This window comes from Siccirubricoccus phaeus, assembly GCF_008360935.1.
GTDB lineage: Bacteria > Pseudomonadota > Alphaproteobacteria > Acetobacterales > Acetobacteraceae > Siccirubricoccus > Siccirubricoccus phaeus.
Map to the genome: position 1 here is coordinate 60,447 of NZ_SRXO01000017.1, position 24,703 is coordinate 85,149.

A 24,703-nucleotide genomic window follows, 5' to 3' on the forward strand; every position below is an offset into this window, starting at 1 on the left:
GCGCCCGTGCAGGGTCTTCGGCACGGCGGCAAGGCCTCCCTGCGGAGGCGGTCTGCGTCCGGCCTGACCCTACTAGGTTTGGTGCCCCCTGGACTGTGCGGGGGGATAGGCCGATTGCGTCTCGGCTTCAATGCGCTCGCGCGCGCGATACCAGTACTCGTCAGACCTACCCTCCGGCCTGCCCTCCGCTTCCCACATCAGGTAGGCACACAGCTGGATGCGGCGTTCAAGGTCCTGATCGGCTTCTGACATGCCCTTCCTCCCGCCATGCAGCCCCCAACGCTCTTGCATGGGAGAACGCCGCACGCCGCAGCAAAATGAATCGGGTTGGACGTCGCGCACGGCGCGAGTCATTGCCGGTACGAAGGTGATTCGAGTTCTCCGGTGCGACCTCCTGGGCGACGGGGCGACTGAGACAGAACTCGAGTGGGAGATCGGGCGACGAAGGCATCGTGACATTGAGCTTGTCGTTCAGCCGCCGACCTGCACCGAGCGTTACCATGTGACAGGCGATCATCGTCAGGGCCACGGGCATGCATCGAGACTTGAGGGACGACCCGCGGCTGAGCCAGCTGCCCAAAGAGCCCATTGATCGCCTGACCAGGCCGCTTACGCGTTTCCTGCGCATCGAGACGGCCAGCGGCGCAGTGCTTCTCCTGGCAGCCGCGGCCGCGCTGATCCTTTCCAACTCGCCGTGGGCCGACAGCTTCCTCGCGGTCTGGGAGGCGCCTCTGGGCCTCCAGATCGGCACGCTGACGCTCGTCCACCCGGCAAGGGACTGGATCAACGATGGCCTGATGACGCTGTTCTTCTTCGTCGTCGCTCTGGAGCTCAAGCGCGAGTTGGTGCTCGGCGAACTCAGGCACCCGCGGGTGGCGGCGTTGTCCATCGCAGCAGCGCTCGGAGGGATGCTCGTGCCGGCAGCCATCTATCTCGCGCTGCAACTAGGCGAGTCTGGCCAGCACGGCTGGGGCACGGTGATGGCGACGGACACCGCCTTCGTCATCGGATGCCTCGCCATCCTCGGCAGGCGCGCCCCGACAGGTCTGCGCGTGTTCCTTCTCTCGCTCGCCGTTGTCGACGACATCGGCGCTATCCTCGTGGTCGCGGTCGGCTACAGCGACGAGATCGGCTGGGCCTCCCTCATCGCCGCCGGAACCGGTGTCGCAGCCGTGCGGGCGCTGGCGCTGGTCGGCGTCCGGAGCGTCCCGATCTACATCCTGGCGGGAGCTCTGATCTGGCTCGCCGTCGATGCGTCCGGGATCCATCCCACTGTTACCGGTGTGGCGCTCGGCCTGCTGACGCCGACACGCGGCTGGGTGAGCGACCGGCGCCTCCGCGCCATTCTGGGCCGTGTCCTCGCCTTCCCACCAGGCGGCGACCACTGGAGTGGCAGCACGGAGGACCGTAGGGCGCTCCGCTCAGCTGCACGAGCTGCGCGGGAGACGCTGTCCCCGGTCGAGCGGCTTGAGGCCGCCCTACACCCCTGGGTCGCCTTCGGCGTGATGCCACTCTTCGCTCTCGCCAATGCTGGAGTGGTCCTCTCCTCGGACGCCTTAGCTGAGCCGCTTGTCTTGGCCATTGTGGTGGGCTTTGTGTTTGGCAAGCCTCTCGGCGTGGTGAGCTTTGCCTGGCTCGCGGTGCGCTCGGGCCTGGCAGCTCGACCCCGCGATCTTGGCTGGGCCGCGCTGGCCGGAGGCGGCATGCTCGCCGGCATCGGCTTTACCATGGCGCTGCTGATCGCTGACCTCGCCTTCGAGGGCGCGCTTCTCGACGCCGCAAAGCTCGGCATCCTGGCTGCGTCCATCGTGTCGGCGACCGCCGGGCTAGCCCTCCTGGCCTGGCTGGGCCGACCAGGCCGGGACTTCGCCTCGATTTCGGACCGCACGAATGCAGACGGCCGGTCCCACATCAGGTCCGAGAGGAAGGAGTCCGCAGTATGACCAACCTAAATCTGGAGAACAGCCGTCGCGCCCTCGCCCTGGCGAGCAGCGCTCTGAGGGCAGTTGGGATCCGGCGTGTCTGGATCGAACAGGGAGGCGCCCACGGCGCGGTGTTCCTGGTCGAGACAGAGACACCCGGCCCGAGTGCCTCCGATCCGCCGCGTGAGGCCACCGCCGCGCTGCGCCAGGCTCTCACCGGTCTGCATGCACCGCGCTGGCAGGCTCGGGACGGATCTCTCACTCCAGACGAGTTGGTGGTCTGCCGTGTCAGCGCTCCGGGGGCAGGGGCATCACACGGCGTGGATTCGATCGCCTGGCCGCCCGCCGAGATAGCTGTGGCGCTCGAGCGCGACCTGACGCGTGGCGACGAGTACAGCAGGCGTCTGTCCGAGGCCCTCGCGGAACTGATCCGACTGGAGCAGAAGAGCGGCGCGAGCACTGCCGTAACGCCGCCTGAGAGCGACGACTGACCGAGGTCCTCGGGCTTCAGGGTGCGCCTGCGTGAGTGATGGCTGCCCGGTGGCATCCCCCAATGCTGCCACTCTACCGTTCAGCCGCGCTGGCCCTCTTCGTCCTGGCTTTCGAGCCTCCGCAGCAGACTGACAGGTTCGTCGTTGACATGGATTTGGCCGCCCGTGCCGACCTCGACCTCGTATGGTCCCCAGGTGCCGCCCCCAGCCTGGATTGCCCGCGCACACGCAATGAGCGTCATGGCGCCGGCTGCGGTGTTCGTATCGCCCGGTGCGTCTCGGTGCCCCTGGCGGACGCGACAGGGCGCCACCTCTCCTGAAAGCTGCCGCTCTCGCTGTTGGTCCGAGGCGTCTTGCGCCAGACCCTGCAGCGGCAGAGCGAGCGCGAGGGTCAACGTCACTCCCTGCATGGTCCTCATGACGTTTCCTCTGCGAACGCCGGACACAGTAGACCTCCAAGGGGATCGCATGCCGCTTGTCGTGTGAACTTGATTTCCCTCGCTCCCGATCCCGCCTGGTCGCAGTGGTCGCTCGTCTTGGACGCGCACCGATTAGGGATAATGGCCAGTCGCCGGCCGCCATACCAGGGCGGCCAGAGCGACGCCGGTCGGATCATGTATCACTTGGGACGCTTCCCGTGCTCAGCACCACCCATCCGACGTTCCGTGGCGGACCCGGACCAGGCTCTTGGTCTGGCCGAGGATCCGGACGCCCGAGTAGATGCGTGCCACGATCAGATCGGCAGACCTGAGTTCTGCCGTAACGTTGTAGGTCCTTCCATCCTCCGGATTGTAGAACCAGCCGCCGTCCCAGCGACTGGGACCAGACGAGCGCAACCCCCACAGAATGGTCATCCCACACAGCCGCCGCTGCCGCAGCGCCGGGTCGGGGTTGTGCCGGTCCCGGTTCAGCTGACCCTGTGGGTCGCGGGGCGTCTGCAGCCAGAGAATCCTCCCGCAGAGCAGACCGTCGCAGTCGAAAATCTGCACGGCCGCCTTCCCGTCGATGAGCCAAACGCCCTCCGGAACGGCAGCCAAGGCGCTGGTGCGCAGAATCGCCAAGGCCATGAGGGCAGTGAGTATTAAGGCCGCTCGACAGAGCCTGTGCGGCAAGCCGGACCGAGAGTTCCCCATTCGATCCGGGCGGGGACCGGCGTCAACCGAACGTGGCAGCACGGCCGCCTCCTCCATGTTGTTGCCCGCCGTCCCTCCCTCAGCTTGAGCGGCGGGGTAGCGGGCCCGAGAGCACGTAATGGTGCTCCGGGGCACGCTGTTATTCGCCGTCACGAAACACGATCTCATGCACACAGGCGCACGCGGTGCACCTTGCTCCACAAACGCCGCGACCATGCGCTGAGCCGCGATCTTCGCGGCCGAACGATCGTGGAATACACGTGATGAAGCCCAACCCCGCTGACGAGATCGCCGACCGTGCTGCCGAGGAGCGGAGCGAGAACGAGGGCATGCCGGAGCACGCAGCCAAGGCCCGGGACCCGGTCCGCTGGGCCGCGGACCGCGGGAAGAGGGTGAGCGCACGCTCGCCCAGCCGGAGCGGCGTCCTTGGTTTCGCCTTCGTTGCATGCGCCGCGACGGCCGCGCTCACGATCGCTCGGGACGCATACCGCTGGGCCCGGCAGGAACGCCCCGGCACGGCGTCCCGATCCGGCGCTCACCGCGCCGCTGCGCACCGGCCCAGTGCACCGGCCGGTGGACGCCCGACCGCGCCACCGACCTCTTGAACCAGGAGAGCACCCATGGCCAAGGGCCAGAAGCGGAAGAGCCGCGAGGCGAAGAAGCCCAAGCAGCCGAAGGCGAAGCCCGTCGCAATCGCCTCACCGTTCGCGGCGGCGCGGGCGCAGGCTGCACCCGGATCTCCGAAGAAGGGATAGCAGTGCGCAGATCGACGGGAGCATCGGCCATGGGTAAGGACAGGATCGGGCCGACGAACACGGTGTCGCGCCTGGAGGTCCATCTTCCGGTGGCGGCCGCCAGTTCGGACGAAGCAATCGCCGAGCGAGTATTGCAGGTCCTGTTCTCCGCTGCACCGCTGCGACGCGAGCGCATACGGGTGAGGATTGCGCAGGCGCGGGCCACACTGACTGGAACGGTCGGGACCGAGGTGGAACGCGTGGAGGTCGAGCGACTCATCGTCGGTGTCGAGGGTGTGGTGGCTGTCGCCAACCAGGTCACGGTCGAGCGTGACGGACGGAGCACTGAGGCCACACGCGGCGTCGCCGAGGCCTATGGCGGTGACGCGGAGAGCGGCGATGTCGCTGGCCGCATCGAAGCCGTCTTCGTACGCGAGGCCGGACTGGGCGCGATGGAGGTATTGATCACCGCGGTCGGCGGCAAAGTAGTCCTGAGCGGGCAGGTGCACTCCTGGCGGGAGCGCGATCTCGCCGAGCGCATCGCCTGGGCAGCCCCCGGCGTCACCGAAGTGATGGACCGCATCACGGTTCGATCACGTAGCCCAGGGCAGAACGCGTTGACTGGGCGAGGAGATGACAATGCAGATCCACACACGACGTCCATACCTGGCGCCCTTCACCGACTACGTGTCGGAGCACCGCTTCCGCCTGGTCATGGCGCTCTGTCTGCTGTCGATCGCGATCATGCTGGGAGCGATCTATAGCACGATAGGCTTCGGCCCGCTCTGGGCTGTTCCAGTGATTCCAGTGGCGTCGTAGCAGCTCGCCGAGCGCATAGGGCACCGCCAGGGATGAAGTCTTTGTCCGGTGAGGAAGCCAGAGCGAGAACAAGGGCGTGCTGGAGCAGTGTGGGATAGCGGGCGAGGAGAGGGCTGTGCTGGAAGGTGGACGGACAGTCTTCGCTCCAGGTGATGCAGGCCCGCAACTCCAGCGGGAAGCCCGACCGCACCAGAGCGGGAGGAACGCAGTCAATGGGCACCAAAGATTCGCGCAGTGTCGATGTCGGGCGGAGCAGCGGACGGCAAGCCGAACCCGCATCCGGAGGACCACAGCCCCTATTCTCGCTCTCCCTCGACGACCTCTATGCGGCGCGGGTCGAGCGGGACCGTCGCAGCGAGGCCGCCGCGGAGGACGTCGCGCGACGCGCGCGCGAGCAGCGGGCCGACGCTCGCGGACGCTTCGAGGCTCGTCGCCTGACCGACGCAGATCGCAACACCATGCTCTCGAAGGTCAAAGCCGCCTTCGAGAATGACCAGCGGGAGGTGATGCTGGTCTCGTTCCCGTCAGACTTCTGTACAGATGGCGGGCGGAAGATCAACAACCGGGTTCCAGGCTGGCAGGACACGCTGCCGGCCGGCGCACAGGTCTTCGTCGAGTTCTGGCGTGACGCCTTGCAGCCTGGTGGCTTCGGTCTCGGCGCCCGGATCCTAACCTTTCCGGGTGGGATGCCCGGCGACGTCGGCCTCTTTGTCACCTGGCCGCAAAGCAGAGGCTGATGCCGCCGGCCGCCGGCATCGACGCCCACCGCCCCGCGACGACGCAGGGCCGATCCGATCGGCGCGATCTCAGGACAGTCGCCTTGCGCTTCCAGGAGGCGCTACCGCGTGCCGCCCTGTCGCAGATCGCGACAACCTTCCCGCCGCTGCTCGCCCTGCTCGCGGCGATGCACGCCGGCCTCCGTCTGGGATGGTGGCCGATGTTCGTGCTTGCGCTCCCGGCGGCAGGTCTCGTGGTCCGGGTCTTCGCCCTCCAGCATGACTGCGGGCACGGCTCGTTGTTCCGCTCCCGGCGCGCGAACGACGCGGTGGGCCGTTTCTGCTCCCTGTTCACGCTCACGCCATACAGTCACTGGCGGCGGCAGCACGCGGCGCATCACGCGGTCTGGAACGACCTCGACCACCGGGACCGCGGCGCCGACATCTACTCGACCTGCACGACTGTCGCCGAGTACCAGGCATTGGGACGCTGGCGGCGGTTGGGTTTCCGCGCAGTGCGGCATCCGCTCGTCGCGCAGCTCCTCCTGCCGCCGCTCGTTTTCCTCGTGCTCTACCGCATCCCGTTCGACGCACCGCCGGCTTGGCGCCGGGAACGTCGCGGCGTGCATCTGACGAACCTCGCGCTCGCCGCCGCCTATGGTGGCCTCTGCTTGATACTGGGGTTCTGGCCGATGGTGTCGGTGCTGCTCGCCGTGATGGTCCCGGCGAGCATCGCCGGCGTTTGGCTGTTCTCGGTGCAACACCGCTTCGAGGGCGTGCGCTGGATCCGGCACGCGGCGTGGGACCCCTTGACGGCGTCGCTGGAGGGGAGCTCCTACCTGCGGCTGCCGCCGATCCTCCGATGGTTCACGGGCCGGCTCGGCTTCCACCACGTGCACCACCTGGCGCCGCGCATTCCAAACTACCGGCTGGAGGACTGCCACAACGCGCACCCGGCCTTCGCCGGCGCGCACGTCGTCACCCTGCGCGACGCGCTCTCCGCGCCGTGCTATGTGCTGTGGGACGAGGTTGCCGGACGCATGGTAACCTTCGCGGAGGCCGCGGGCAGGCAGCCACGCGGCCGAGACTAGGCGTCAGGTAGATTTGGGCGGGCTTTCCCAGGGGGAATCTGGCATGTTGCCGGGCAGCATCCTTGCCGCATCCGAAGGTGGTTAACAGGGTACGACGGCAAAGGAGCCTTCCTTGGCGCCTCGCTGGCCTCCAGCCGCTCCGCGACACAGGTCGCCGCTGCCAAACCAGGAGAAAACCATGCGCAGGGCCGAGAAGCGCTTTCCCGTCGTCGGCATCGGCGCCTCCGCTGGCGGCGTCGAGGCGCTGCAGGCGCTGTTCCGCGCCATGCCCGAGCCGCCCCTCGCCATGGCTTTCGTCGTCGTCACCCATCTCGGTCCAGATCATGAGAGCGCCCTGCCGGCGATTCTCCGCGACTGCACCTCCATGCCCGTGGTGCCGGCGCGTGATGCCGAGGCGGTGGAGCCGGGCCACGCCTACATCCTGCCGAATGACGCGGTCATCACCATGGCGGCCGGGAGGCTCGTCCTGCGACGCCAGCCCCCGGAGGCCCGCCGTGAGCGTCAGCCGATTGATGTCTTCCTGGCCTCGCTCGCGGAGGACCAGGGTGAGTGGGCGGTCGGCATCGTCCTCTCCGGCAGCGGTAGCGACGGCACGCTCGGTCTCAAGGCCATCAAGGAGTGGGGCGGCCTGACCCTGGCGCAGGGCACCGATGGCACCACGCCGCGCTACCCCGAGATGCCCGCCAGCGCCGTCGCCGGCGGCGCCGTGGATCTCGTCCTCCCGGTCGAGGAAATGCCGGTCAGGCTCGCTGAACTCACCGGGGGGCTCGGCACGCCCGGGGACGCCATCGCCGCGGATGCGCACGCCGAGGAGGCCGGGCGTGCCGCCGCGGCGCAGGAAGCCATCTGCGGGGTCCTGCGCGCCCGGATTGGCCACGACTTCTCCGGCTACAAGGACAAGACCTTCTTCCGCCGGGTGCAGCGCCGGATGCAGGTCCTGCGGCTGCCGGACCTCGATGCCTACCTTGCGCGTCTGCGGCAGGATCCGGAGGAGGCGGCCACCCTCTTCCGCGACCTCCTCATCGGCGTCACCGGCTTCTTCCGCGACGCGGACGCCTTCGCCGCCCTGGCCGAGCGCGTCATCCCCGCCCTGTTCGAGGGCCGCGGTGCCGACGACACGGTGCGCGTCTGGGTGCCCGGCTGCGCCACGGGCGAGGAGGCCTACTCGCTCGCCATCCTGCTGCGCGAGCGGATGGACGCGCAGCCCGGCGGCCCCCAGGCGCAGATCTTCGCCACCGACATCGACGAGGCGGCGCTCGCGGTGGCGCGCCGTGGCCGCTACCCCGCCTGCATGATGTCGGGTGTCGCGCCGGAGAGGCTTGCGCGCTTCTTCGCGGGCGACGGCGCCGCCTACGCGGCGTCGAAGGAGCTCCGCGACCTCTGCGTCTTCTCGACGCACAGCGTCATTCGCGACGCGCCGTTCTCCCGCATCGACCTTGTCTCCTGCCGCAATCTGCTGATCTACCTGGGCGGACAACTGCAGGAGCAGGTGATCCCGCTGTTCCACTACGCGCTGCGGCCGGGCGGCTTCCTGTTCCTCGGCGTTTCCGAAACCATCACGCGGCACGCCGACCTGTTCACGCCCGAGGACAAGGCCCACCGCATCTTCCGGCGCCGCCAGCATGCGCCGATAGCGGGGGTGCCGCTCCAGATCCAACCCGCCGCGCAGGGCGCCATGCGGCCGTGGCGCGCCGCGCCACCGCCTCGCCGGGCCTACGCCGGCGGCGGGACCGGGCTGCGACAGGCGGTGGAGAGCTTTGTCCTCGAGCAGTTCACGCCGCCCCACGTTGTGGTGAACCGCGACGGCGACATCGTCCACCAGTCGGCGCGGCTCGGGAAGTACCTGGAGCCGACCACCGGAGCGCCGAGCCGCCAGCTCCTCTCGATGGCCCGGCGCGGCCTGCGGCTGGAGCTTCGCGCCGCGCTCCGCGAGGCGGTTGAGACGCGCCGCCAGGCTGTGCGACCGCGCGTCGAGGTCGAAGTGGAGGACCGCAGGCAGGCGATCGCGCTGACCGTCGCGCCGCTGCCGGTGCGTGATGACGCCGACCCGCTCTTCGTCGTGCTGTTCGCCGATCTTGGGCCGCCGCTGCCTCGGACGGATGCGCCCATGCCTGCCGGCGCCGAGCTGCAGGGGGACGGCGCCGTCGTGCAGCTTGAGCGCGAATTGCGCGACACCCGCGAACGGTTGCAGTCCACGGTCGAGGAGTACGAGACCGCCACCGAGGAGCTGAAGTCCGCCAACGAGGAAATGGTCTCAGTTAACGAGGAGCTGCAGTCCGCCAACGAGGAGCTGGAGACCTCGAAGGAGGAGCTGCAATCGGTGAACGAAGAGTTGCGGACGGCCAATTTCGCGCTCTCCGGCAAGGTGGACGAACTCGACCGGGCGAACGCCGACCTGCGCAACCTCTTCGACAGCACGCAGATCGCGACGGTGTTCCTCGACCAGCACCTCGTGATCCGCAGCTTTACGCCGGCGGTGACCGCGATCTTCAACCTGGTCGCCACCGACCGAGGCAGGCCGCTCACCGATTTCGCCAGCCACCTCGACCGGGTGGACCTGCGGCGGGAGACGCGCCGCGTGCTGGACGAGCGGGAACCGGTCGAGCGGCGCGTCACCGCGCGCGACGGCGCCGCCCACTACCTGATGCGGATGCTGCCTTACCGGACGGCGAAGGGGGCCGTGGACGGCGTGGTTGTGACCTTCTTCGACGTCACCCAGGTGGTCGAGGGCGAGGTCCTCGGGACCCTCGTGGACGAGCTGAATCACCGGGTCCGCAACATGCTGCAAGTGGTGCAGGCGGTCGCGACCAGCACGCTGCGGCGGGCCTCGTCGCTGGAGGAGTTCGGCCGCACCTTCGGCGGCCGGATCCGGGCGCTCGGCCGCGCGCACGAGCTGGTCTCGCAGGGGGGCTGGAGTGACGTACCGCTGCGGGACCTGGTCCTGAAGGAGCTGCGGCCCTATGCGGAGGGGCTGGACCGCGTTGCCGCTCAGGGCCCGCCGGTGCGGCTGAAGCCAAAGGCGGCCCTCGCGCTTGGTATGGTGCTGCACGAACTGGCGACAAACGCGACAAAGCACGGCGCCCTGTCAGCGGAGCACGGGCGGGTGAGGGTGGCGTGGTCGGTGGCGGGCGAGGGCGCGGCGGCACGGCTCGTCCTGCGCTGGTGCGAGGAGGACGGCCCGCGGGTGCAGCAGATCTCCGGGCGGCGCGGCTTTGGTTCGGAGCTCATCGAGCGGCAGCTGCGCCACGATCTCGGCGGCGCCATCGAGGTCGAGTTCGCCGAGGCGGGGCTGCGCGCCACGCTGACGCTCCCACTCAGCGTCACCTCGGGCCCTGGCCGTGGCGGGCTGGACGACGTGGTCGCGAGGGGCGGGCCCCCGCCGTCAAGCTGAACGAGAGGCCTGACAGAGAGGGCGGAGGCGGAGCCCTCGGAGCGGAGCACCCGGGAGCGCCGGCCGCGGCCGGCACCACCGATGGCGTCATGCACCGCGGCCAACGGCGCCAATAACCAGCGCCGCTGCAGTGCTGGATGAAGGCCATCCTCGCGCCCATCCACAGGCAGGTTGGACGTGCTATCGGCGTGCTCGAGATTGCGGCGGCAGCGAACGATACCTCAGAGATGGTTGGATTCCGGTTCCTCTCGCCACACCATTCCTTCCTATAAACTCGCTCTCCGGTTGGGTAGGCGGCGCCTGGAACCGCAGGTTGCGCCAGGGTTGGCGCGTGAACCTTGGGAGTGCCGGGGTCTGAGCGGGCCGGAATTCTCTCTCCAGACGGCGCATCCTCTCCAAACCTTGGGACTTGGCCGCTTCAGTCTACAAGGCCTAAAGCATTGATTTCAGTATGATGTTGGGCAACTTTGCAACCAGTTAGCTTGCGTTTTCGATGCTGGCCGATCGAGCCTGAACGCGAAACTTAAGGCTGGCCCAGCCACACGGTCCGGCGCGGTGCCAAACTCGCCGCCCGGGAAACTGGCCTAGTGGGGTACGTCCAACCTCTGGCGTGCTGTGCCCGCCAGGGTCGGACGGCCGTGCACACAATGATGTTCTGCCTCTCTTCCAGGCTGCGGCGCATTCAGGGCCAGGATCTCCTAGCAGCCAAAGCATCCCGCAATTGACCGACTGAGGCGATTCGCCTTGGCGCCGATCCCGAGAAAGCAGCTTGGCTCCCGGCCGGCTCAGCGCAGTGAGTGGGCTCCACGCACCTGGAGTTCCCAATGGCCGACTCACACCCACAAGATTCTACTTATCCCGGCTATCCACAAGCGGCGACGCTCGAAGCAGGTCCTGCTTCAGCGTATGATGCGAATCATCATCTGATTCGCGGCGCTGACGCCGCGTCGTGGAACGAAGACATGCGGGCAAACCTCAAGGCAGAAGCGGATCAGAAGGCGATCTTCCAGGAGATCCGAAACTTCCTAGCAGGCCGTATGCTCGGCGCAACGCGAGATCGAGCCTTGCTCGAGGAGGTCATGAAGTGCCTCTTCGCTCGCAAGCAGATGCTCCTGCTTGGTGCCCTAACCGCTCGCACCCCAGTCGACGATCTTGATTTGGCTCGGAAATATCGCGAGCACTTTGAGCCAATCCCCGGGGTGTTCAATGAGCGGGACGAGATCCTGCTCGATCCGAGTGCAATACGCTATATTGACCGGCAGCTCGCACGCATCGACCTCTTCGCTTCCGACCGTGACCCTGTCGGTGATCTCTACGAGACGTTTATCGGTGCCTCAATCCGGGGCTCCGAGGGGCAATTCTTTACTCCCCAGAATGCGGGGCGTTGGCTGGTGGATGCAGTGGCCCCTTCCTCAGGCGAGAAGGTCATTGATCCTGCCTGTGGGGCTGGCGGTTTTCTGGTCTGGGCGGCACAAAACACGCCAAAAGGCCTGCATCTATTTGGAATCGAAAAAGACAGTTATCTCGCAGCGCTTGCTCGCGCCCGTACTGCCATCTTAGGTGTGCCTGCCAAGGTTTATGGGGCGAATGCGCTGTCTTTCGAGACAGACGAAAAAGATCTTGATCCGTCTGATCTCCTTGGCGAATTCGATGTGGTTTTGACGAATCCGCCCTTTGGTAAGAATATCCAGAGCGTCTCACCTACTACACAGCTTGGATTCGCGCTTGGCCGCAAGTGGAAGCGAGCTAAGAGCGGCGGTTACGAGCAAGGCTCCCTGGCAGCAAGTAAAGCGCCACCGCAGGTGCTCTTTATGGAACGGATTATCTCGCTTTTGCGAAAGGGGGGGCGAGCTGGCATTGTCGTTCCAGAAAGCATGCTCGGTAGCCGCTCCTATGGCCATGTAGTGCAGTTCATACGCGACCATGCCGCAGTTCGCGCTGTGGTCGGCATGCCAGAGGCACTCTTCAAGTCTTCGGGTAAGGGAGGCACTCATACTAAGACGTGCCTGCTGGTCATCGAAAAAGGTGCGCGCGCGTCCAGCATTTTCATGGCCGAGGCCAAATGGTGTGGCCATGATTCCCGCGGACGCACTATCCCGAAGGATGATCTTCCCCAAATCGCAGACGACTATCAGGCATTCAAAGAAGGAAAAGCGGGGGAGCTTGGCTACAAGGTCGATCCAAAAGTCCTGAAGGCGAATATTCTATCCCCTCGCTATCACGAACCGACCGCAGCCAGGGCGACGCATCACCTAACTAAAACGCACGAGCTCGTATCGGTACAAGAACTGGTCGATGAAATGGCAATCGAGATCAGGACCGGTGATGAGGTCGGGAAGCTTGCATACGGGACAGGACCAATTCCCTTCGTTCGAACGTCTGACTTGTCCGGCTGGGAAATAAAAATTGACCCGAAGCATTGCGTGTCAGAAGAAGTCTATGAGCGCCTAAAGGAAAGTCAGGATGTTAAGCGTGACGATATCTTGATGGTTCGTGACGGCACATATCTCATTGGAACTTGTGCAATCGTTTCTGAGTATGATGAGAGGATTGTATATCAGAGCCATATTTATAAAATCCGTTGCCTTCGTCCAGACCGTCTCTCGCCATACCTCCTCCTGGCGGCGCTCTCGTCTGAACCTGTCCAGCGGCAGATTAAGGCCAAGACCTTTACGCAAGACATCATTGACTCGCTTGGGAATCGGATTAACGAACTTGTCCTGCCACTGCCAAGATCTCGTGAGGCTCGCCAGGAGATTGAGGAAATTGTCAGGAAGGTTGTAGCTGATCGAGTCGAGGCCCGAGAACTAGCTCGCCGTGCAAAACTCTTGATCGTTGACCCTAAATTCTCTCCGTCAGCAGGGAGTCACTCTAAGTCTTCCTCCGAGGCAGATGCATTCATTGCCGCTGCTGTGGCCTCTCCCTCGATTTGAATCTCACCGAGGTCAAAATATCGCCCGATGAGTTTCACGAAATAAATTCGTGATTCTCGGAGGGTCATATCGCCTTGGATGAGGTTGCTCCTTTTTGTGCGCCACGCCGTGTTATCGGGTGTGTGCTTCGGTTTGCGCGTTGGATCCTCATGCCCGAGGTGAAAGCTTGAGTGTCCATGCTTCGGGTTGAGGCCTTCAGCGATCAAGTCATTGAAGTCAAAGCGCTCCAGCAGAAGCGAGTCCCTGTAGGTTCCAGGTTCAATCGGGTGACCTAGGTATTGATCTTCAAAGATTTGCTTGAGATCTGGGCCTAGAGGCTTAATTTCAGCTCCCACACGCGATAGTTGAGTAGGCACTGGCGGGGCGTTGTCGAAGCAGAACGCCTGCGCGATAAGCTTAACAAATATAATCTTGCAGTCGTGTTCTGTCCCGTATTGAGGATGAGAGGTGGACTCCTGCCATCTATACTCTCGGTTCGTGGCATGAAGGCCCGTTGTCTTGCGGGCTGTTTTAAGCGCTTTTGTGCGAATTGCGGTGACAAAGTCACCGGGCACACCTGCTCCACGTAGCGCAGCACCGGCCGCTATCCCGTGGAGATTGGCCTCGGCCAGCGAAGGATATTTAACCATCTACGCAGGATGGCCGATCCCTTAATCAACTTCAATCATCCGCTTGGGCTGCAATCCCAAAGGTGGGTTGGCCCTGTGGGGTGAACCGCGGGAGGTGTTCACCGCGTAGGTGCAGAGGGGATACCGAAGCTGCTGGTGCGTTGCTGGTCCCACTCTACTGGAAATGGCTCCAGCAAGGTCGGCAGCCTGAGGTCGACTGGCTGCCGTCCATCCAGGATCGCCTCGACGATGTCCGGGGCGAGCAGCGTCAGCTGCAGGAGGCGGCCGAGATAGCCGCGGTCGATTCGCTCGGCGGTGGCCATTTCGCTGATGGAGCCATAGCGCCCCTGGTCCAGTAGTTTCCGGTACCGGAACGCCCGGGCCAGCGCCTTGACCAGGGCCGGATCTGCCCGCGTGCGCGCCGGAGCGGCACCAGGCACGCTGCCGTCCGGCGTGACCACCAGCTTCCGCCCGCCACGGCGCCGGACGGTTAGCGGGACACGGACGGTGATGCTGGCGGCCGTGGTCATGCGGCTCTCCGGGTATCAGCGCCGATGCCGCCGAGGTCACGCACGAGACTGGCAAGCCCCTCCAGCCGCAGCCGGATGTCGGCCCCGGTGGGGCTGACCTCGACTCGCTCGACCAGCAGCCGGACGATGCGGGCCTGCTCGGCCGGGAACAGTTCGTCCCACAGCGGGTCCAACCGCTCCAGGGTGGCCAGGGTCTCGGCCTCGGTCAGGTCCGGCGCCTCGGCTCGCGCCGCCCGCCATGTGCCGACCACCACCTCGGGCTGGCGCAGCAGTGCCCGGACCTGGTCCACCACTGCGGCCTCGATCTCGGCCGCCGGCAGCCGCCGGACCGGGCAGTCGCTGCTCTCTCCTTTCAGCACGGCTTGGCTGACATAGTAGCGGTAGAGCCGCCCCCGTCGTCGGGTGTGGGTCGGCGACATGGCGCGCCCGTCCGGCCCGAAGATCAGGCCCCGCAGCAGCGCCAAGGTCTGCCGCCGGTTCTGATTGGCGCGGACCCGCGGGCTCTCCTGCAGGATGGCATGGACGCGGTCCCACAGCTCCTGCGGCACGATGGCCTGGTGCTCGCCGGGGTAGACCTTCCCCTTGTGTGTAACCTCGCCGAGGTAGGTCGCGTTGTTCAGCAGCCGGTAGAGCGCTCCCTTGTCGAAGGGTCGACCGGTCTTGGTCAGCACGCCTTCGGTGCGCAGCCGCCGGACTGCCTCCACGCCGGAGCCGGTCTCGGCGAACAGCTCGAACACCCGTCGCGCCCGCGCCGCCTCGGCCTCGTTCACCACCAGCTTGCGGTCGCGCACCTCGTAGCCGAGCGGGACCGAGCCGCCCATCCACATGCCGCGCGCCTTCGAGGCGGCGATCTTGTCCTGCACCCGCTCCCTGATGACCTCCCGCTCGAACTGGGCGAAGGAAAGCAGGATGTTGAGCGTCAGCCGGCCCATGCTGGTCGTGGTGTTGAAGCTCTGCGTCACCGAGACGAAGGTGACGTTATTGGCGTCGAAAACCTCAACCAGCTTGGCGAAGTGCATGAGCGATCGGCTGAGGCGGTCGATTTTGTAGACCACCACCACATCGACCCGCCCGGCCTCGATGTCGCGCAGCAGGCGCTGCAGGGCGGGTCGCTCCAGGGTGGCCCCGGAGACGCCGCCATCGTCGTAGCGGTCCGGCACCAGCACCCAGCCCTCGGCGCGCTGGCTGGCGATGAAGGCCTCGCAGGCATCGCGCTGGGCGTCGAGGCTGTTGAACTCCTTCTCCAGCCCCTCGTCGGTCGACTTCCGGGTGTAGACGGCGCAGCGGAGCTTCTTCACCGTGGCCGGCATCGCGGTCTCAGCCGCGGCGGTCGCCTTGCGCCTCATGCCTGCCCCCGCTGGCTCTTCAGGCCAAAGAACGACCAGCCGTTCCAGCGCGTCCCGGTGATGTGCCGGGCGATAGCTGAGAGGGAGCGGTAGGGCCGGCCCTCATACTCAAAGCCGTCCGCCAGTACGGTCACCGTGTGCTGGATACCCTGGTACTCCCGGACCAGCCGCGTACCGGCGATCGGCCGGTCCTCGCCGGCACGGACGCGGCGCAGCACCACGTTGCCGCCATCGAGCTGCTCGCCCAGGGCCTCGAGCCTGGCCACAGTCTCCGGTTTGAGCCCGCCATAGGCCAGTTCCTGGATGCGGTAGGCGAGCCGGCTCTCCAGGAACTTCCTGTTGTAGGGTGGCGGCTCGGTGCCGCAGAGCTCGCGCCACTGCTGCTTCAGCTCGGCGATGTCGGCGGTCTGCAGGGCCGCCAGCCGGGGCAGCACGCTGGCCGGCGGAATGCTGGTGACCACCGCGGCCGGCGCCTCGGGGGGCTGGGTGGTGCGATTCGGGCGTTTCGTCATGCCTGTCTCCGACGAGTCGGGTTGGCATGACGGCGCTGCCGGGGCGCGGAGTGTAGGCGACCCTCTCCCGGCTCCCGAGGCTGTTCCGCATCCTGGGCCAGTTCCTCGGCAGCGCGGCTGCGCAGCCGCAGGAGACCAGCAGCCAGGATGGCACAGACCTCGCGGAGGTGGGGTGGAAGGTGAAGGTTGATGGGGCTCGGGCGCATGATTGCGAGCAACATCGGGCGGATTGGCCAGAAAAAACAGCAAAAACAATCGTCTAGCGAAGCATCGCGGCTAGAAAGGAACGGGCGCGCAGTCGTGCGTAGGGGCCTTCAAGCCATCCAGCCGGCGTAGGCGCGAGGCGACTCCGCGAATCGGACCTGCCTTCGCAATGCCGTCCGAAAATCCCAGGCCCATGAGAATTCGTCGCTTGACGGAGGACTCGCCCCCCGACTACGGCAATCAGCGAAGTGCTGAGGCAAGGATTTCGCTGGATGCAAAGGATATGACGGCGCGGACGCCTACTCTGGGGCAGGCCATCGTTGCCGCCAGAAAGGCCAAAGGGATTAGTCAGAAGGACCTTGCGGCGGCGGTCCAGAAGGACGACGGCACCGGCCCGATATCGCCGCAGTACCTCAATGACATCGAACACGACCGCCGCAGCCCGACCTCCGACCAGCTGATTCGGGAGTTTGCGAAGGCGCTGGACGCCGACGAAGACTACCTCTTCGTTCTTGCGGGCAAGATTCCCGACGAGGTTCGACGCGAAGCGAAAGATCCTGCTACTGTTGCGCAGGCATTCCGGGCCTTCCGGAGGAATTTGTCGCAATAGAGCTGGAGCCGTGGCGAGCTGGTCGATTGACAAGTCGGGACGCTTCCCGCAGCGCCTCTACCTACGTGCGGCCGAGATCGACCGCGATTCCGAGCGGCTCGTCGCTGACTTCCTGCAGCGGCGGTATGGGGAGGTCCGCTATCCGCTACAGACGGATGACCTCACAGTCCTGGTCGAACAGTACAGCAGCAGCCTGGACCAGTACGCCGACCTCTCGGCCGAGGGCGACGACGTCGAAGGGATGACCTGCTTCCTGCCAGGCGAGATGCCGCAGGTCATGATCTCCGAGCACCTGGCGAACGAGCCAAAGCGAGAGAATCGCCTCCGCACGACCCTGGCCCATGAATTCGGCCACGCCTTCTACCACCGGGCCGTCTTCGACCAGCTGTTCGCCGCTCAGCCGCACCTGTTCCGCAGTTCTCCCGCCGACACCCGGACGGTCTGCAAGCGCGCGACTATGGTGGAGACCAAGGAGTTCGACTGGATGGAATGGCAGGCCGGCTATGTTAGCGGCGCCATCCTCATGCCGGCATCGGTGGTCCGGCGCGCCATCGCGGACCTCCTCTCTGGCTATGGTATCCACGGCGCGGCGCTGATCGGGACGGCGCCGGCGGAGGAGGCCGAACGCCACGTCATGGCCAAGTTTCAGGTGTCCGCCGACGCGGCCAGGGTGCGGCTCCGGAAGCTGGGTCTCGTCTCCGACACTCCGACCGCCCCGACACTGTTCGGCTGACCAGGGCGAGCTACGCATAAGAGCGTAGAATTTCTCTTGCGCTCGCGCACTGGAGATTGATACGTCAATCCGCGAAACGCCGGATAGGCCGGCGCGATTCGGAGTATCGCCTCCCTTGCCCACCGTTCCCGACTTCATCCGCAGCACGCCACCCGCGTCCCTGCAGTCCTACTTCGCCGCCATCCATGCCGTCCTGCCGGACGACGTCGTGTGGGAGGGCGCGGCCAGTGCGATCGTGCCTCCCCTGCTGCGGGCGGTTGATGCCATGACCGACACCGATCGCATGCGCGTCATGAACGACGCCGACCGCGTCGGCGCCATGGCTGACGAGGCTGGGCAGGCGGCGCTCTACGCCGTCACGACCGCCAGCGAGACACTAGACGCGTTGGAAAACGGCCATGCCCGCGCGCTGTGGATGTTCCTCAACGACCAGGGTGGCTTCGACCGTGCCGAGGAGGTCCGCTACGCTGACGATCGGCGGTACGGCCGCATGTGGGACGCCTTCGAGTGCCAGCCCGGGCTGACGGTACCGCGCGCCGGCACTCCCGTGACCACCTTCCAGAAGGCGATTGCCGAACGCTTCGACAGCCAGAATGTCGAGGCCGAAATCTGCGACCGCTCCCGGCCGTCGTTGGAGGGTGACGACGCGGAACTCATCCAGGTCGCCATCTACCGGGAGGGGCGGGCTGGGGACCGGCGCGCCTTCGTGAATGGCAAGCTCGACCGGCTGCCCTTCAGGCCGGTGATCGAGGCGGCGATCACCTATGAGCCGGCCACCGGCACGATCGAGGTGGTGGCGCAGGCCCGCGAGACACGTGAGGACCTGGTGCGGCTCTTCGCGGAGCACATGCTGGGTGCCCCCTTCCAGGGCGAGCGGATCCCGGTTCGCCAGTATTCGCTGGACCACCTCCTGCAGCCCTTCGACTTCCCGACGGACCTCGAGGACAACATCGAGTCGGTGAAGCTGACCATGATGCGCCTGATGCCCTATGAGACTCAGGGCGAGCGGGTGACCCTGGAATGCATGCGTGGCGCGGAACGCAGCATTTGGCAGGCCGCAGCCGCGCGCTTTGGCGAATACGACCCGCTTGCCGGCGGTTACAAGATCACCCAGGTGCGCTTCACCATTCGCTTCCGAGCGGTGCCTGGCTCCCGCGGTGGCAGGACGCTGCCGATCACCATCTCCATGCCGAAGGGCTGCGACTTGAAGGACCGCACCGATCGTGAGCGCCTCATCGGCAGGAAGTACCTGCGGCGCTGGCGGTTGCTGCGCGATGTCTGACAACCCTCCACGGTTGTCGGCCGAGGCCGTAACCCTGCTCCTCGAGGTCCTGGACCTTGAGGAGCCCAACCTCAGCGGGGCCGTGGCGGAGTTGTCGCCCGGCCCCGTTGCCGTTCTGGCCACCCGCGGCCTCCTGGCCCCGCATGGGTACGAAGCAGTTTCTGCGTCCCAGGCGGACCACGACGACGTGCCGGTGGCTCTGATTCCCGCCATCGGTGGACTTGCCTACTTCAGCTCCGCCGCGGGCCTGACCCAGGTGCCAGCAGAGCGGCTGACCCGCTACCAGGTCGGGTTTTCTCCCTTGTTTTCTGCCTTCGGGGGCAAGCTCGATTGGGCCGCTGGCCGCTCTCCCCGACAGCTGGTGGACGGGCTGCTGTGGGAACTCGGTGAAGCCAGGCTCGGCAAGCGCCCCGCGCGGACCCCTATCTGGTTCGCCCGTCGCTTGTGGGAGCCCGCTGCACGCCGGCAGGTGGAGGCCGCACTCTCGGCCCGGCCTTATCCTGGCGATGTGGTCCTTCTCTGCAGTAGCCGCCCTGCGCGCCTGCAGAGCATCTCGCTGCCTGGCGCGATCGTTGTGGCGATCAGGGATGTGCTGGCCGCGGACAATGGTCTGGCGGTAAGCCCCGAAATCCTGGATGCCAGATTGCGCGGCGTCGCCATGGCCCCTTCGAGAGGACCTCTGGATCTATCGCCCGATGGAACCCGGCTCCGTATCGGCAATGGCGACCCGATCCCCTTCAAGTCCGCCGATCAGATCGCCGCCATTAAGAAACTGGTGGCTGCCTACTACGCCAACAAGCGCTTGCGCATCGGCGAGCTGACTCATCATGGCAGCCTTGCTCGCCTCTTTGGCCGGGAGAAATGGGCCTTGCTGAAGCCGCACATCAAGTCGGTGAACCGGCTTTGGGGTTTCGACCTCTAGCCGGATTTCTCCCGGTTTTTCTCCCGGTCGCTGGCTCGTTCTTCTCCCTGCTCTGAAGCGACCTTCCCCGCAGTCGTTGGACACGAAGCGGGGAAAAGCGCCATGACGCTGAGGCACCTTAACCAGACCGAGCTGGCCCGCCGCTGGGGCGTTTCGCCGCGCACGCTGGAGCGCTGGCGCTGGATCGGCCAGGGCCCTCGCTTCCTGAAGATCGGTGGCCGCATCGCCTATCGCCTCGAGGACATCGAGGCCTTCGAGGCGGCGCAGCTGCGTGACAGCACCGCCGCCGGCGCCCCCGCGCGCGCCGCCTGATCCCACCCGGTTTCCTGCCGGGTCTTCCAGGGAATGCAACACCGCCGTCAGGCGGAAATACCTGGACGGTCTGCTCCGAACCGCGTCGGGGCCCGGCAGTCTCCACCACGACAAGACGGAGCGCGACGACACAGGAGTTCGCGCTCATGTTGAAGATCAAACTGCCGCCGCCGCGGTCCGTGGAAGCGGCTGCGCAAGAGGCCCGGGAAGCGTTCGCCGCCTCCCTCGGTGCCCATCAGATGGCGACGACCGCGAACCGGCTCTGCGATGGCATCGCCGACGCGGCGCCGGGCACCGTCTTCATCTACCACCTGGGCCTGCTTGCCGAAGACCGCGAGCCGACGGCCTCCCGCCTGCCCGAGGAGCAGCGGCGCGAAGTGCAGCTCGTGGCCGATCAGGCGCTGGGCTTCGCCGAGAGGGGCCGGGCTCACCTGCTGCAGCGCCGGATCGGGCCGCACGCCTTCGCTTACCTGCTGGTCGTGCGCCCGAAGGCTCGGCCTCGGTCGGCCTCGGTCGTGCGCCTTTCGCCCGCGGTCCGCGGAGGGGTGGCGTGATGCCGACGGCCATCCACAACCGGCCGACGCTGGACTCGGTGCGGCAGATGCCGCTCGGCGACATCGCCGCGCTTTCGGCTGACCAGCTGGCGCTGCTGCAGGCGGATGCCCGCGAGGCGGCGGACGGCGCCAAGCGCATGCTGGACTGGATCGAGGGCGCGATTGCGATCCGCTACGAGCAGCATGCCATCGCAGCCCGCGCCCAGGCCGGCAAGGACACCGGCACGGTCCGCTTCGAAGATGGTCCGGTCACCGTCGTGGCTGATCTGCCGAAGAAGGTGGAATGGGACCAGCGTCGGCTCGCCGCGCTCGTCGAGCAGATCCGCGCCGGTGGTGAGGATCCGAGCGAGTACGTCGAGGTCAGCTTCAAGGTGCCCGAACGCGCCTATGTCGCCTGGCCGGAGCGCATCCGCCAGGCCTTCGAGCCAGCCCGCACCGTCCGCACCGGCCGGCAGACCATCCGTCTCACCCTGAACGGGGAGGCCGGCTAATGGCGCTGCGCATCATCACCGCCGACGAGCGGCTGGCCGAGCCGCGCGGCGTCAAGGCCGTGATTTTCGGCAAGAGCGGCATCGGCAAGACCTCGCTGCTCTGGTCGCTGCCCGAGGACAGCACGCTGTTCGTCGACCTGGAGGCGGGCGATCTCGCCGTGCAGGGCTGGCCGGGCGCTTCCGTCCGGCCGCGCACCTGGGAGGAATGCCGCGACCTGGCGCTGTTCCTGGCGGGCCCGAACCCGGCACTGCGTGACGAGCAGCCCTATTCCACCGCGCAGCACGCCCGCGTGGTGCAGGCGTATGGCGACCCGTCCAGCATGGCGCGCTTCCGGACGCTGTTCATCGACAGCATCACGGTCGCCGGCCGGCTGTGCTTCCAGTGGTGCCGCGGGCAACCCGAGGCCTTCTCGGAGCGCACCGGCAAGCCGGACATCCGTGGCGCCTACGGGCTGCACGGGCGCGAGATGCTGGGCTGGCTCACCCATCTGCAGCACGCCCGCGGCCGCGACGTCATTTTCGTCGGCATCCTCGACGAGCGTCTCGACGACTTCAACCGCAAGGTCTTCGTGCCGCAGATCGACGGCAGCAAGACCGGGCTCGAGCTGCCCGGCATCGTCGATCAGGTCATCACCATGGCCGAGATCAGGCCGGAGGTGGCCGCGGGTCAGGAGGCCACGCCGCCGTACCGCGCGCTGGTCTGCCAGACGATCAACCCCTGGGGCTTCCCGGCCAAGGACCGCTCCGGCCGGCTGGACCTGGTCGAGCCGCCGCATCTCGGGCGGCTCTTCGAGAAGATCGCCGGCCCGGCGCGCCCGCTCGCGGAGCGCCTCGCGCTGCCCGCGCCGCCGGCGCTCGCCACCCCTTCCGACACCACCGACGCCTGAGCCGAGGAGCAGACCCATGGCTTCCTGGAACGACTACAACGACGCCCAGCAGAACCCGAACCTGATCCCCAAGGGGACGCTGGCCAAGGTGCGGCTGACCATCCGCCCCGGCGGCTTCGACGACCCGGCGCAGGGCTGGACCGGCGGCTACGCCACCCGCGGCAGCACCGGTGCGGTCTACCTCAACGGCGAGTTCACCGTGCTGGAGGGGCCCTACGCCAAGCGCAAGATCTTCACCCTGATCGGCCTCTACAGCCCCAAGGGCCCGGACTGGGGCAACATGGGCCGCAGCTTCGTGCGGGCCATGCTGAACTCGGCCCGCGGCATCTCCGACAAGGATGTCTCGCCCCAGGCGCAGGCGGCGCGGCGGATCAGCGGCTTCGCCGACCTCGATGGCCTGGAGTTCGTCGCCCGCATCGACCTCGGCACCGACGCCTCCGGCGAGGCCAAGAACGAGATCCGCGCCGCGGTCACGCCGGATCACCGCGACTATGCCCAGATCATGGGCACCCGGACCGCGGCGGCGCCGGCCTTTGCCCCGCCGCCCATGGCGCAGGGCGCGTTTCCCGCCGCCCCCGCCGCCGCGCCGGGCGCCGCCGCCGACCCGCGGCCGGCCTGGGCGCGCTGAGGGGCACCGCCACCGGCATGCTGCTCCGTCCTCGCCAGAAGCTGTTCGTCGAGCGCAGCCTCCGCGCGCTAGACGAGCACGGCAATACGCTCGGCGTCGCCCCCACCGGCGCCGGCAAGACGATCATGCTCTCCGCCGCCGTCGGCGAGCAGATCGGCAGCACCGCGGCCAAGGCCGCGGTGCTCGCCCACCGCGACGAGCTTACGGTCCAGAACCGGGCGAAGTTCCGCCGCGTGAACCCGGGGCTCACCACCTCGGTGGTGGACGCCTCGGAGAAGTCTTGGGCCGGTCAGGTCACCTTCGCCATGGTCCCGACCTTGGCGCGGCCGGCCAATCTCGACGCCATGCCGCCGCTCGATCTGCTGGTGATCGACGAGGCGCAGCATGCTGTGGCGGACAGCTACCAGCGGATCGTCGACCGGGCCAAGCGGCGCAACCCGGCTTGCCGGATCTACGGTGTCACGGCCACGCCGAACCGGGGAGACCGCAAGGGGCTGCGCGCCGTCTTCTCGAACGTCGCCGACCAGATCCGCCTCGGCGAGCTGATCCGCTCCGGCCATCTGGTGCCGCCCAGGACGTTCGTCGTCGATGTCGGCGTGCAAGACGAGCTTCGGGCGGTCCGCCGCGCCGGCGACGACTTCGACATGGCCGAGGTGTCGCGGGTGATGAACACGGCGCCGGTGACCGACGCGGTCATCGCGCACTGGCGCGAGAAGGCCGGCGATCGCCAGACCGTGGTGTTCTGCTCCACGGTGGAGCATGCCACCGCGGTCACCGCCGCCTTCAACGCCTCCGGGGTGCCGGCGGTGCTGGTCACCGGCGAGATGCCGGACGGGGAGCGCAGGGCGGCGCTCGCCGCCTACGCCGCGGGCAGGACCCAGATCGTGGTCAATGTCGCGGTTCTGACCGAGGGCTGGGACCACCCGCCGACCTCCTGCGTCGTCCTGCTCCGGCCGAGCTCCTTCAAGTGCACCATGATCCAGATGGTCGGCCGCGGGCTGCGGACGGTGAACCCGGAGGAATACCCCGGGGTCGTCAAGACCGACTGCATCGTCCTGGATTTCGGCACCTCCTCGCTGCTGCACGGCTCGCTGGAGCAGGATGTCGACCTGGACGGGCATGTCGCCGAGGGCGCGCCCCCGACCAAAACCTGCCCGTCCTGCGACGCGAGCATCCCGCTCGCGGCCAGCGAGTGCCCGCTCTGCGGCCATGCCTTCGACGCCGGGGGGGACGGCGCCGCCGCACCGCTGTCCGACTTCGTCATGACGGAGATCGACCTGCTGCGGCGCTCCAGCTTCGAGTGGTGCGACCTGTTCGGTGACGACGCGGCGCTGGTGGCCAACGGCTTCCACGGCTGGGGCGGCATCTTCTTCCTGAACGGCCGCTGGCACGCCGTCGGCGGTGGCAAGGGCGAGCGCACGCGGCTGCTGGCGGTCGGCGAGCGCCTGGTCTGCCTCGCCGCCGCCGACGACTGGCTGAACGAGCAGGAGACGGACGAGAGCGCCCACAAGAGCAAGGCCTGGCTGCGCCAGCCGCCGACCGACAAGCAGCTGGCCCACCTGCCGCCCACCGCCCGGGCCGATTTCGGCCTGACCCGGTACCAGGCCTCGGCGCTGCTGACCTTCCAGTTCAACCGCAGCGCCATCCGCCGCCTGGTCATGGCAGCCGATGGGGCCGGGCTGGAGCAGGCGGCATGACCGGCCATGCGCGCCCCCGTCCCACCCTGCGCCGTCTGCTCGCGCCCGGCGCGTGGCTTTGGCTGGTTCGACCCGGTGCCGGGGAAGAAGCCGCGGCCCTCGGCCTCCTTCTGCTCCATGCCCTGCCAGGGCTTCTGGACGCGCTTGGCACGGAGCT

At 67.1% G+C, this 24,703-nt stretch carries 25 protein-coding genes; 18 read left to right on the plus strand and 7 right to left on the minus strand.

Annotated elements, in window-relative coordinates:
* Nucleotides 1-72: 72 nt before the first annotated feature.
* Complete coding sequence (locus E5N76_RS21185; RefSeq protein ID WP_149539319.1) at nt 73-252, minus strand: DUF2934 domain-containing protein; 180 nt, start codon at nt 250-252, stop codon at nt 73-75.
* A gap of 293 nt (nt 253-545) precedes the next feature.
* Between E5N76_RS21185 and nhaA the strand changes: the two genes are divergently transcribed.
* Together nhaA and E5N76_RS21195 are read left to right on the plus strand one after the other, a co-directional pair.
* Nucleotides 546-1,943 (plus strand): Na+/H+ antiporter NhaA, encoded by a 1,398-nt coding sequence (gene nhaA / locus E5N76_RS21190; protein ID WP_235907805.1) that lies wholly within the window; start codon nt 546-548, stop codon nt 1,941-1,943.
* Nucleotides 1,940-2,413 carry a hypothetical protein gene (locus E5N76_RS21195; protein ID WP_149539321.1) on the plus strand — a complete coding sequence of 158 codons (474 nt, stop codon included), beginning with the start codon at nt 1,940-1,942 and terminating at the stop codon, nt 2,411-2,413. The genes nhaA and E5N76_RS21195 overlap by 4 nt, the downstream gene beginning before the upstream one ends.
* A gap of 80 nt (nt 2,414-2,493) precedes the next feature.
* Here E5N76_RS21195 and E5N76_RS21200 read toward each other — a convergent pair whose 3' ends face one another.
* Nucleotides 2,494-2,832, minus strand: coding sequence for a hypothetical protein (locus tag E5N76_RS21200; protein ID WP_149539322.1), 339 nt, complete (start codon nt 2,830-2,832; stop codon nt 2,494-2,496).
* Nucleotides 2,833-3,054: 222 nt separating this feature from the next.
* A complete protein-coding gene (locus tag E5N76_RS29700) occupies nt 3,055-3,480 on the minus strand; it encodes a DUF2147 domain-containing protein (RefSeq protein ID WP_207792058.1) in 426 nt (141 codons plus the stop codon).
* Between the two features lie 686 nt (nt 3,481-4,166).
* Here E5N76_RS29700 and E5N76_RS31095 point away from each other — a divergent pair.
* The 6 genes from E5N76_RS31095 (at nt 4,167) to E5N76_RS21230 (ending at nt 13,230) form a co-directional block, all read left to right on the plus strand.
* Nucleotides 4,167-4,301, plus strand: coding sequence for a hypothetical protein (locus E5N76_RS31095; RefSeq protein WP_268921317.1), 135 nt, complete (start codon nt 4,167-4,169; stop codon nt 4,299-4,301).
* A gap of 29 nt (nt 4,302-4,330) precedes the next feature.
* Entirely contained in the window at nt 4,331-5,044 is a 714-nt protein-coding gene (locus E5N76_RS21210) for a BON domain-containing protein (RefSeq protein WP_149539324.1), read from the plus strand.
* Between the two features lie 267 nt (nt 5,045-5,311).
* Complete coding sequence (locus E5N76_RS21215; RefSeq protein WP_149539325.1) at nt 5,312-5,836, plus strand: hypothetical protein; 525 nt, start codon at nt 5,312-5,314, stop codon at nt 5,834-5,836.
* On the plus strand, nt 5,836-6,906 hold the full coding sequence (locus E5N76_RS21220; protein ID WP_149539326.1) for a fatty acid desaturase family protein: 1,071 nt from the start codon (nt 5,836-5,838) through the stop codon (nt 6,904-6,906). Before E5N76_RS21215 ends, E5N76_RS21220 begins: the two co-directional genes overlap by 1 nt.
* Before the next feature lie 178 nt (nt 6,907-7,084).
* A complete protein-coding gene (locus E5N76_RS21225; RefSeq protein WP_149539327.1) occupies nt 7,085-10,297 on the plus strand; it encodes a chemotaxis protein CheB in 3,213 nt (1,070 codons plus the stop codon).
* 824 nt (nt 10,298-11,121) lie between these two features.
* Complete coding sequence (locus E5N76_RS21230; RefSeq protein ID WP_207792059.1) at nt 11,122-13,230, plus strand: N-6 DNA methylase; 2,109 nt, start codon at nt 11,122-11,124, stop codon at nt 13,228-13,230.
* Here E5N76_RS21230 and E5N76_RS21235 read toward each other — a convergent pair.
* The 4 genes from E5N76_RS21235 to E5N76_RS21250 all read right to left on the minus strand — a co-directional run bounded on the left by E5N76_RS21235 (nt 13,164) and on the right by E5N76_RS21250 (nt 16,226).
* Complete coding sequence (locus E5N76_RS21235) at nt 13,164-13,859, minus strand: hypothetical protein (RefSeq protein ID WP_149539328.1); 696 nt, start codon at nt 13,857-13,859, stop codon at nt 13,164-13,166. The two genes, E5N76_RS21230 and E5N76_RS21235, sit on opposite strands and share 67 nt — an antisense overlap.
* 98 nt (nt 13,860-13,957) lie before the next feature.
* Nucleotides 13,958-14,368: a hypothetical protein gene (locus E5N76_RS21240; RefSeq protein ID WP_149539329.1), complete on the minus strand. Its 411-nt coding sequence runs from the start codon at nt 14,366-14,368 to the stop codon at nt 13,958-13,960.
* The gene (locus tag E5N76_RS21245) at nt 14,365-15,714 is read right to left on the minus strand and encodes a recombinase family protein (RefSeq protein ID WP_207792060.1); all 1,350 of its coding nucleotides are present in this window, start codon (nt 15,712-15,714) and stop codon (nt 14,365-14,367) included. Before E5N76_RS21245 ends, E5N76_RS21240 begins: the two co-directional genes overlap by 4 nt.
* Entirely contained in the window at nt 15,711-16,226 is a 516-nt protein-coding gene (locus tag E5N76_RS21250) for a DUF2924 domain-containing protein (RefSeq protein WP_149539330.1), read from the minus strand. The genes E5N76_RS21245 and E5N76_RS21250 overlap by 4 nt, the downstream gene beginning before the upstream one ends.
* Nucleotides 16,227-16,638: 412 nt before the next feature.
* On the opposite strand from E5N76_RS21250, the gene E5N76_RS21260 reads away from it, so the two are divergent.
* The 10 genes from E5N76_RS21260 to E5N76_RS21305 all read left to right on the plus strand — a co-directional run bounded on the left by E5N76_RS21260 (nt 16,639) and on the right by E5N76_RS21305 (nt 24,546).
* Nucleotides 16,639-17,040: a helix-turn-helix domain-containing protein gene (locus tag E5N76_RS21260; protein ID WP_235907806.1), complete on the plus strand. Its 402-nt coding sequence runs from the start codon at nt 16,639-16,641 to the stop codon at nt 17,038-17,040.
* A 10-nt stretch (nt 17,041-17,050) separates the two neighbouring features.
* The gene (locus tag E5N76_RS21265) at nt 17,051-17,773 is read left to right on the plus strand and encodes an ImmA/IrrE family metallo-endopeptidase (RefSeq protein WP_149539331.1); all 723 of its coding nucleotides are present in this window, start codon (nt 17,051-17,053) and stop codon (nt 17,771-17,773) included.
* 115 nt (nt 17,774-17,888) lie between these two features.
* Nucleotides 17,889-19,055, plus strand: coding sequence for a hypothetical protein (locus tag E5N76_RS21270; RefSeq protein WP_149539332.1), 1,167 nt, complete (start codon nt 17,889-17,891; stop codon nt 19,053-19,055).
* A gap of 13 nt (nt 19,056-19,068) precedes the next feature.
* Nucleotides 19,069-19,977 carry a hypothetical protein gene (locus tag E5N76_RS21275; RefSeq protein WP_187830311.1) on the plus strand — a complete coding sequence of 303 codons (909 nt, stop codon included), beginning with the start codon at nt 19,069-19,071 and terminating at the stop codon, nt 19,975-19,977.
* A 102-nt stretch (nt 19,978-20,079) separates the two neighbouring features.
* Nucleotides 20,080-20,289, plus strand: a complete 210-nt coding sequence (locus E5N76_RS21280; RefSeq protein WP_149539334.1) for a helix-turn-helix transcriptional regulator — start codon at nt 20,080-20,082, stop codon at nt 20,287-20,289.
* A gap of 146 nt (nt 20,290-20,435) precedes the next feature.
* Nucleotides 20,436-20,843, plus strand: coding sequence for a hypothetical protein (locus E5N76_RS21285; RefSeq protein ID WP_149539335.1), 408 nt, complete (start codon nt 20,436-20,438; stop codon nt 20,841-20,843).
* Entirely contained in the window at nt 20,843-21,334 is a 492-nt protein-coding gene (locus E5N76_RS21290) for a hypothetical protein (protein ID WP_149539336.1), read from the plus strand. Before E5N76_RS21285 ends, E5N76_RS21290 begins: the two co-directional genes overlap by 1 nt.
* Nucleotides 21,334-22,221: an ATP-binding protein gene (locus tag E5N76_RS21295; protein ID WP_149539337.1), complete on the plus strand. Its 888-nt coding sequence runs from the start codon at nt 21,334-21,336 to the stop codon at nt 22,219-22,221. The genes E5N76_RS21290 and E5N76_RS21295 overlap by 1 nt, the downstream gene beginning before the upstream one ends.
* A 16-nt stretch (nt 22,222-22,237) precedes the next feature.
* The gene (locus E5N76_RS21300) at nt 22,238-22,849 is read left to right on the plus strand and encodes a hypothetical protein (RefSeq protein WP_149539338.1); all 612 of its coding nucleotides are present in this window, start codon (nt 22,238-22,240) and stop codon (nt 22,847-22,849) included.
* 17 nt (nt 22,850-22,866) lie between these two features.
* Nucleotides 22,867-24,546, plus strand: a complete 1,680-nt coding sequence (locus E5N76_RS21305) for a DEAD/DEAH box helicase (RefSeq protein WP_149539339.1) — start codon at nt 22,867-22,869, stop codon at nt 24,544-24,546.
* The last annotated feature ends 157 nt before the right edge of the window (nt 24,547-24,703 follow it).

Bases quoted from the DNA above. Each gene is read 5' to 3' on its own strand.
- E5N76_RS21245 (WP_207792060.1), bottom strand. From the start codon at position 15,714: ATGAGGCGCAAGGCGACCGCCGCGGCTGAGACCGCGATGCCGGCCACG.
- E5N76_RS21290 (WP_149539336.1), top strand. From the start codon at position 20,843: ATGCCGACGGCCATCCACAACCGGCCGACGCTGGACTCGGTGCGGCAG.
- E5N76_RS21185 (WP_149539319.1), bottom strand. From the start codon at position 252: ATGTCAGAAGCCGATCAGGACCTTGAACGCCGCATCCAGCTGTGTGCC.
- E5N76_RS21200 (WP_149539322.1), bottom strand. From the start codon at position 2,832: ATGAGGACCATGCAGGGAGTGACGTTGACCCTCGCGCTCGCTCTGCCG.
- E5N76_RS21225 (WP_149539327.1), top strand. From the start codon at position 7,085: ATGCGCAGGGCCGAGAAGCGCTTTCCCGTCGTCGGCATCGGCGCCTCC.
- E5N76_RS21230 (WP_207792059.1), top strand. From the start codon at position 11,122: ATGGCCGACTCACACCCACAAGATTCTACTTATCCCGGCTATCCACAA.
- E5N76_RS31095 (WP_268921317.1), top strand. From the start codon at position 4,167: ATGGCCAAGGGCCAGAAGCGGAAGAGCCGCGAGGCGAAGAAGCCCAAG.
- E5N76_RS21195 (WP_149539321.1), top strand. From the start codon at position 1,940: ATGACCAACCTAAATCTGGAGAACAGCCGTCGCGCCCTCGCCCTGGCG.
- E5N76_RS21235 (WP_149539328.1), bottom strand. From the start codon at position 13,859: ATGGTTAAATATCCTTCGCTGGCCGAGGCCAATCTCCACGGGATAGCG.
- E5N76_RS21220 (WP_149539326.1), top strand. From the start codon at position 5,836: ATGCCGCCGGCCGCCGGCATCGACGCCCACCGCCCCGCGACGACGCAG.
- E5N76_RS21305 (WP_149539339.1), top strand. From the start codon at position 22,867: ATGCTGCTCCGTCCTCGCCAGAAGCTGTTCGTCGAGCGCAGCCTCCGC.
- E5N76_RS21240 (WP_149539329.1), bottom strand. From the start codon at position 14,368: ATGACCACGGCCGCCAGCATCACCGTCCGTGTCCCGCTAACCGTCCGG.
- E5N76_RS21215 (WP_149539325.1), top strand. From the start codon at position 5,312: ATGGGCACCAAAGATTCGCGCAGTGTCGATGTCGGGCGGAGCAGCGGA.
- E5N76_RS21250 (WP_149539330.1), bottom strand. From the start codon at position 16,226: ATGACGAAACGCCCGAATCGCACCACCCAGCCCCCCGAGGCGCCGGCC.
- E5N76_RS21295 (WP_149539337.1), top strand. From the start codon at position 21,334: ATGGCGCTGCGCATCATCACCGCCGACGAGCGGCTGGCCGAGCCGCGC.
- E5N76_RS21285 (WP_149539335.1), top strand. From the start codon at position 20,436: ATGTTGAAGATCAAACTGCCGCCGCCGCGGTCCGTGGAAGCGGCTGCG.
- E5N76_RS29700 (WP_207792058.1), bottom strand. From the start codon at position 3,480: ATGGCCTTGGCGATTCTGCGCACCAGCGCCTTGGCTGCCGTTCCGGAG.
- E5N76_RS21300 (WP_149539338.1), top strand. From the start codon at position 22,238: ATGGCTTCCTGGAACGACTACAACGACGCCCAGCAGAACCCGAACCTG.
- E5N76_RS21210 (WP_149539324.1), top strand. From the start codon at position 4,331: ATGGGTAAGGACAGGATCGGGCCGACGAACACGGTGTCGCGCCTGGAG.
- E5N76_RS21280 (WP_149539334.1), top strand. From the start codon at position 20,080: ATGACGCTGAGGCACCTTAACCAGACCGAGCTGGCCCGCCGCTGGGGC.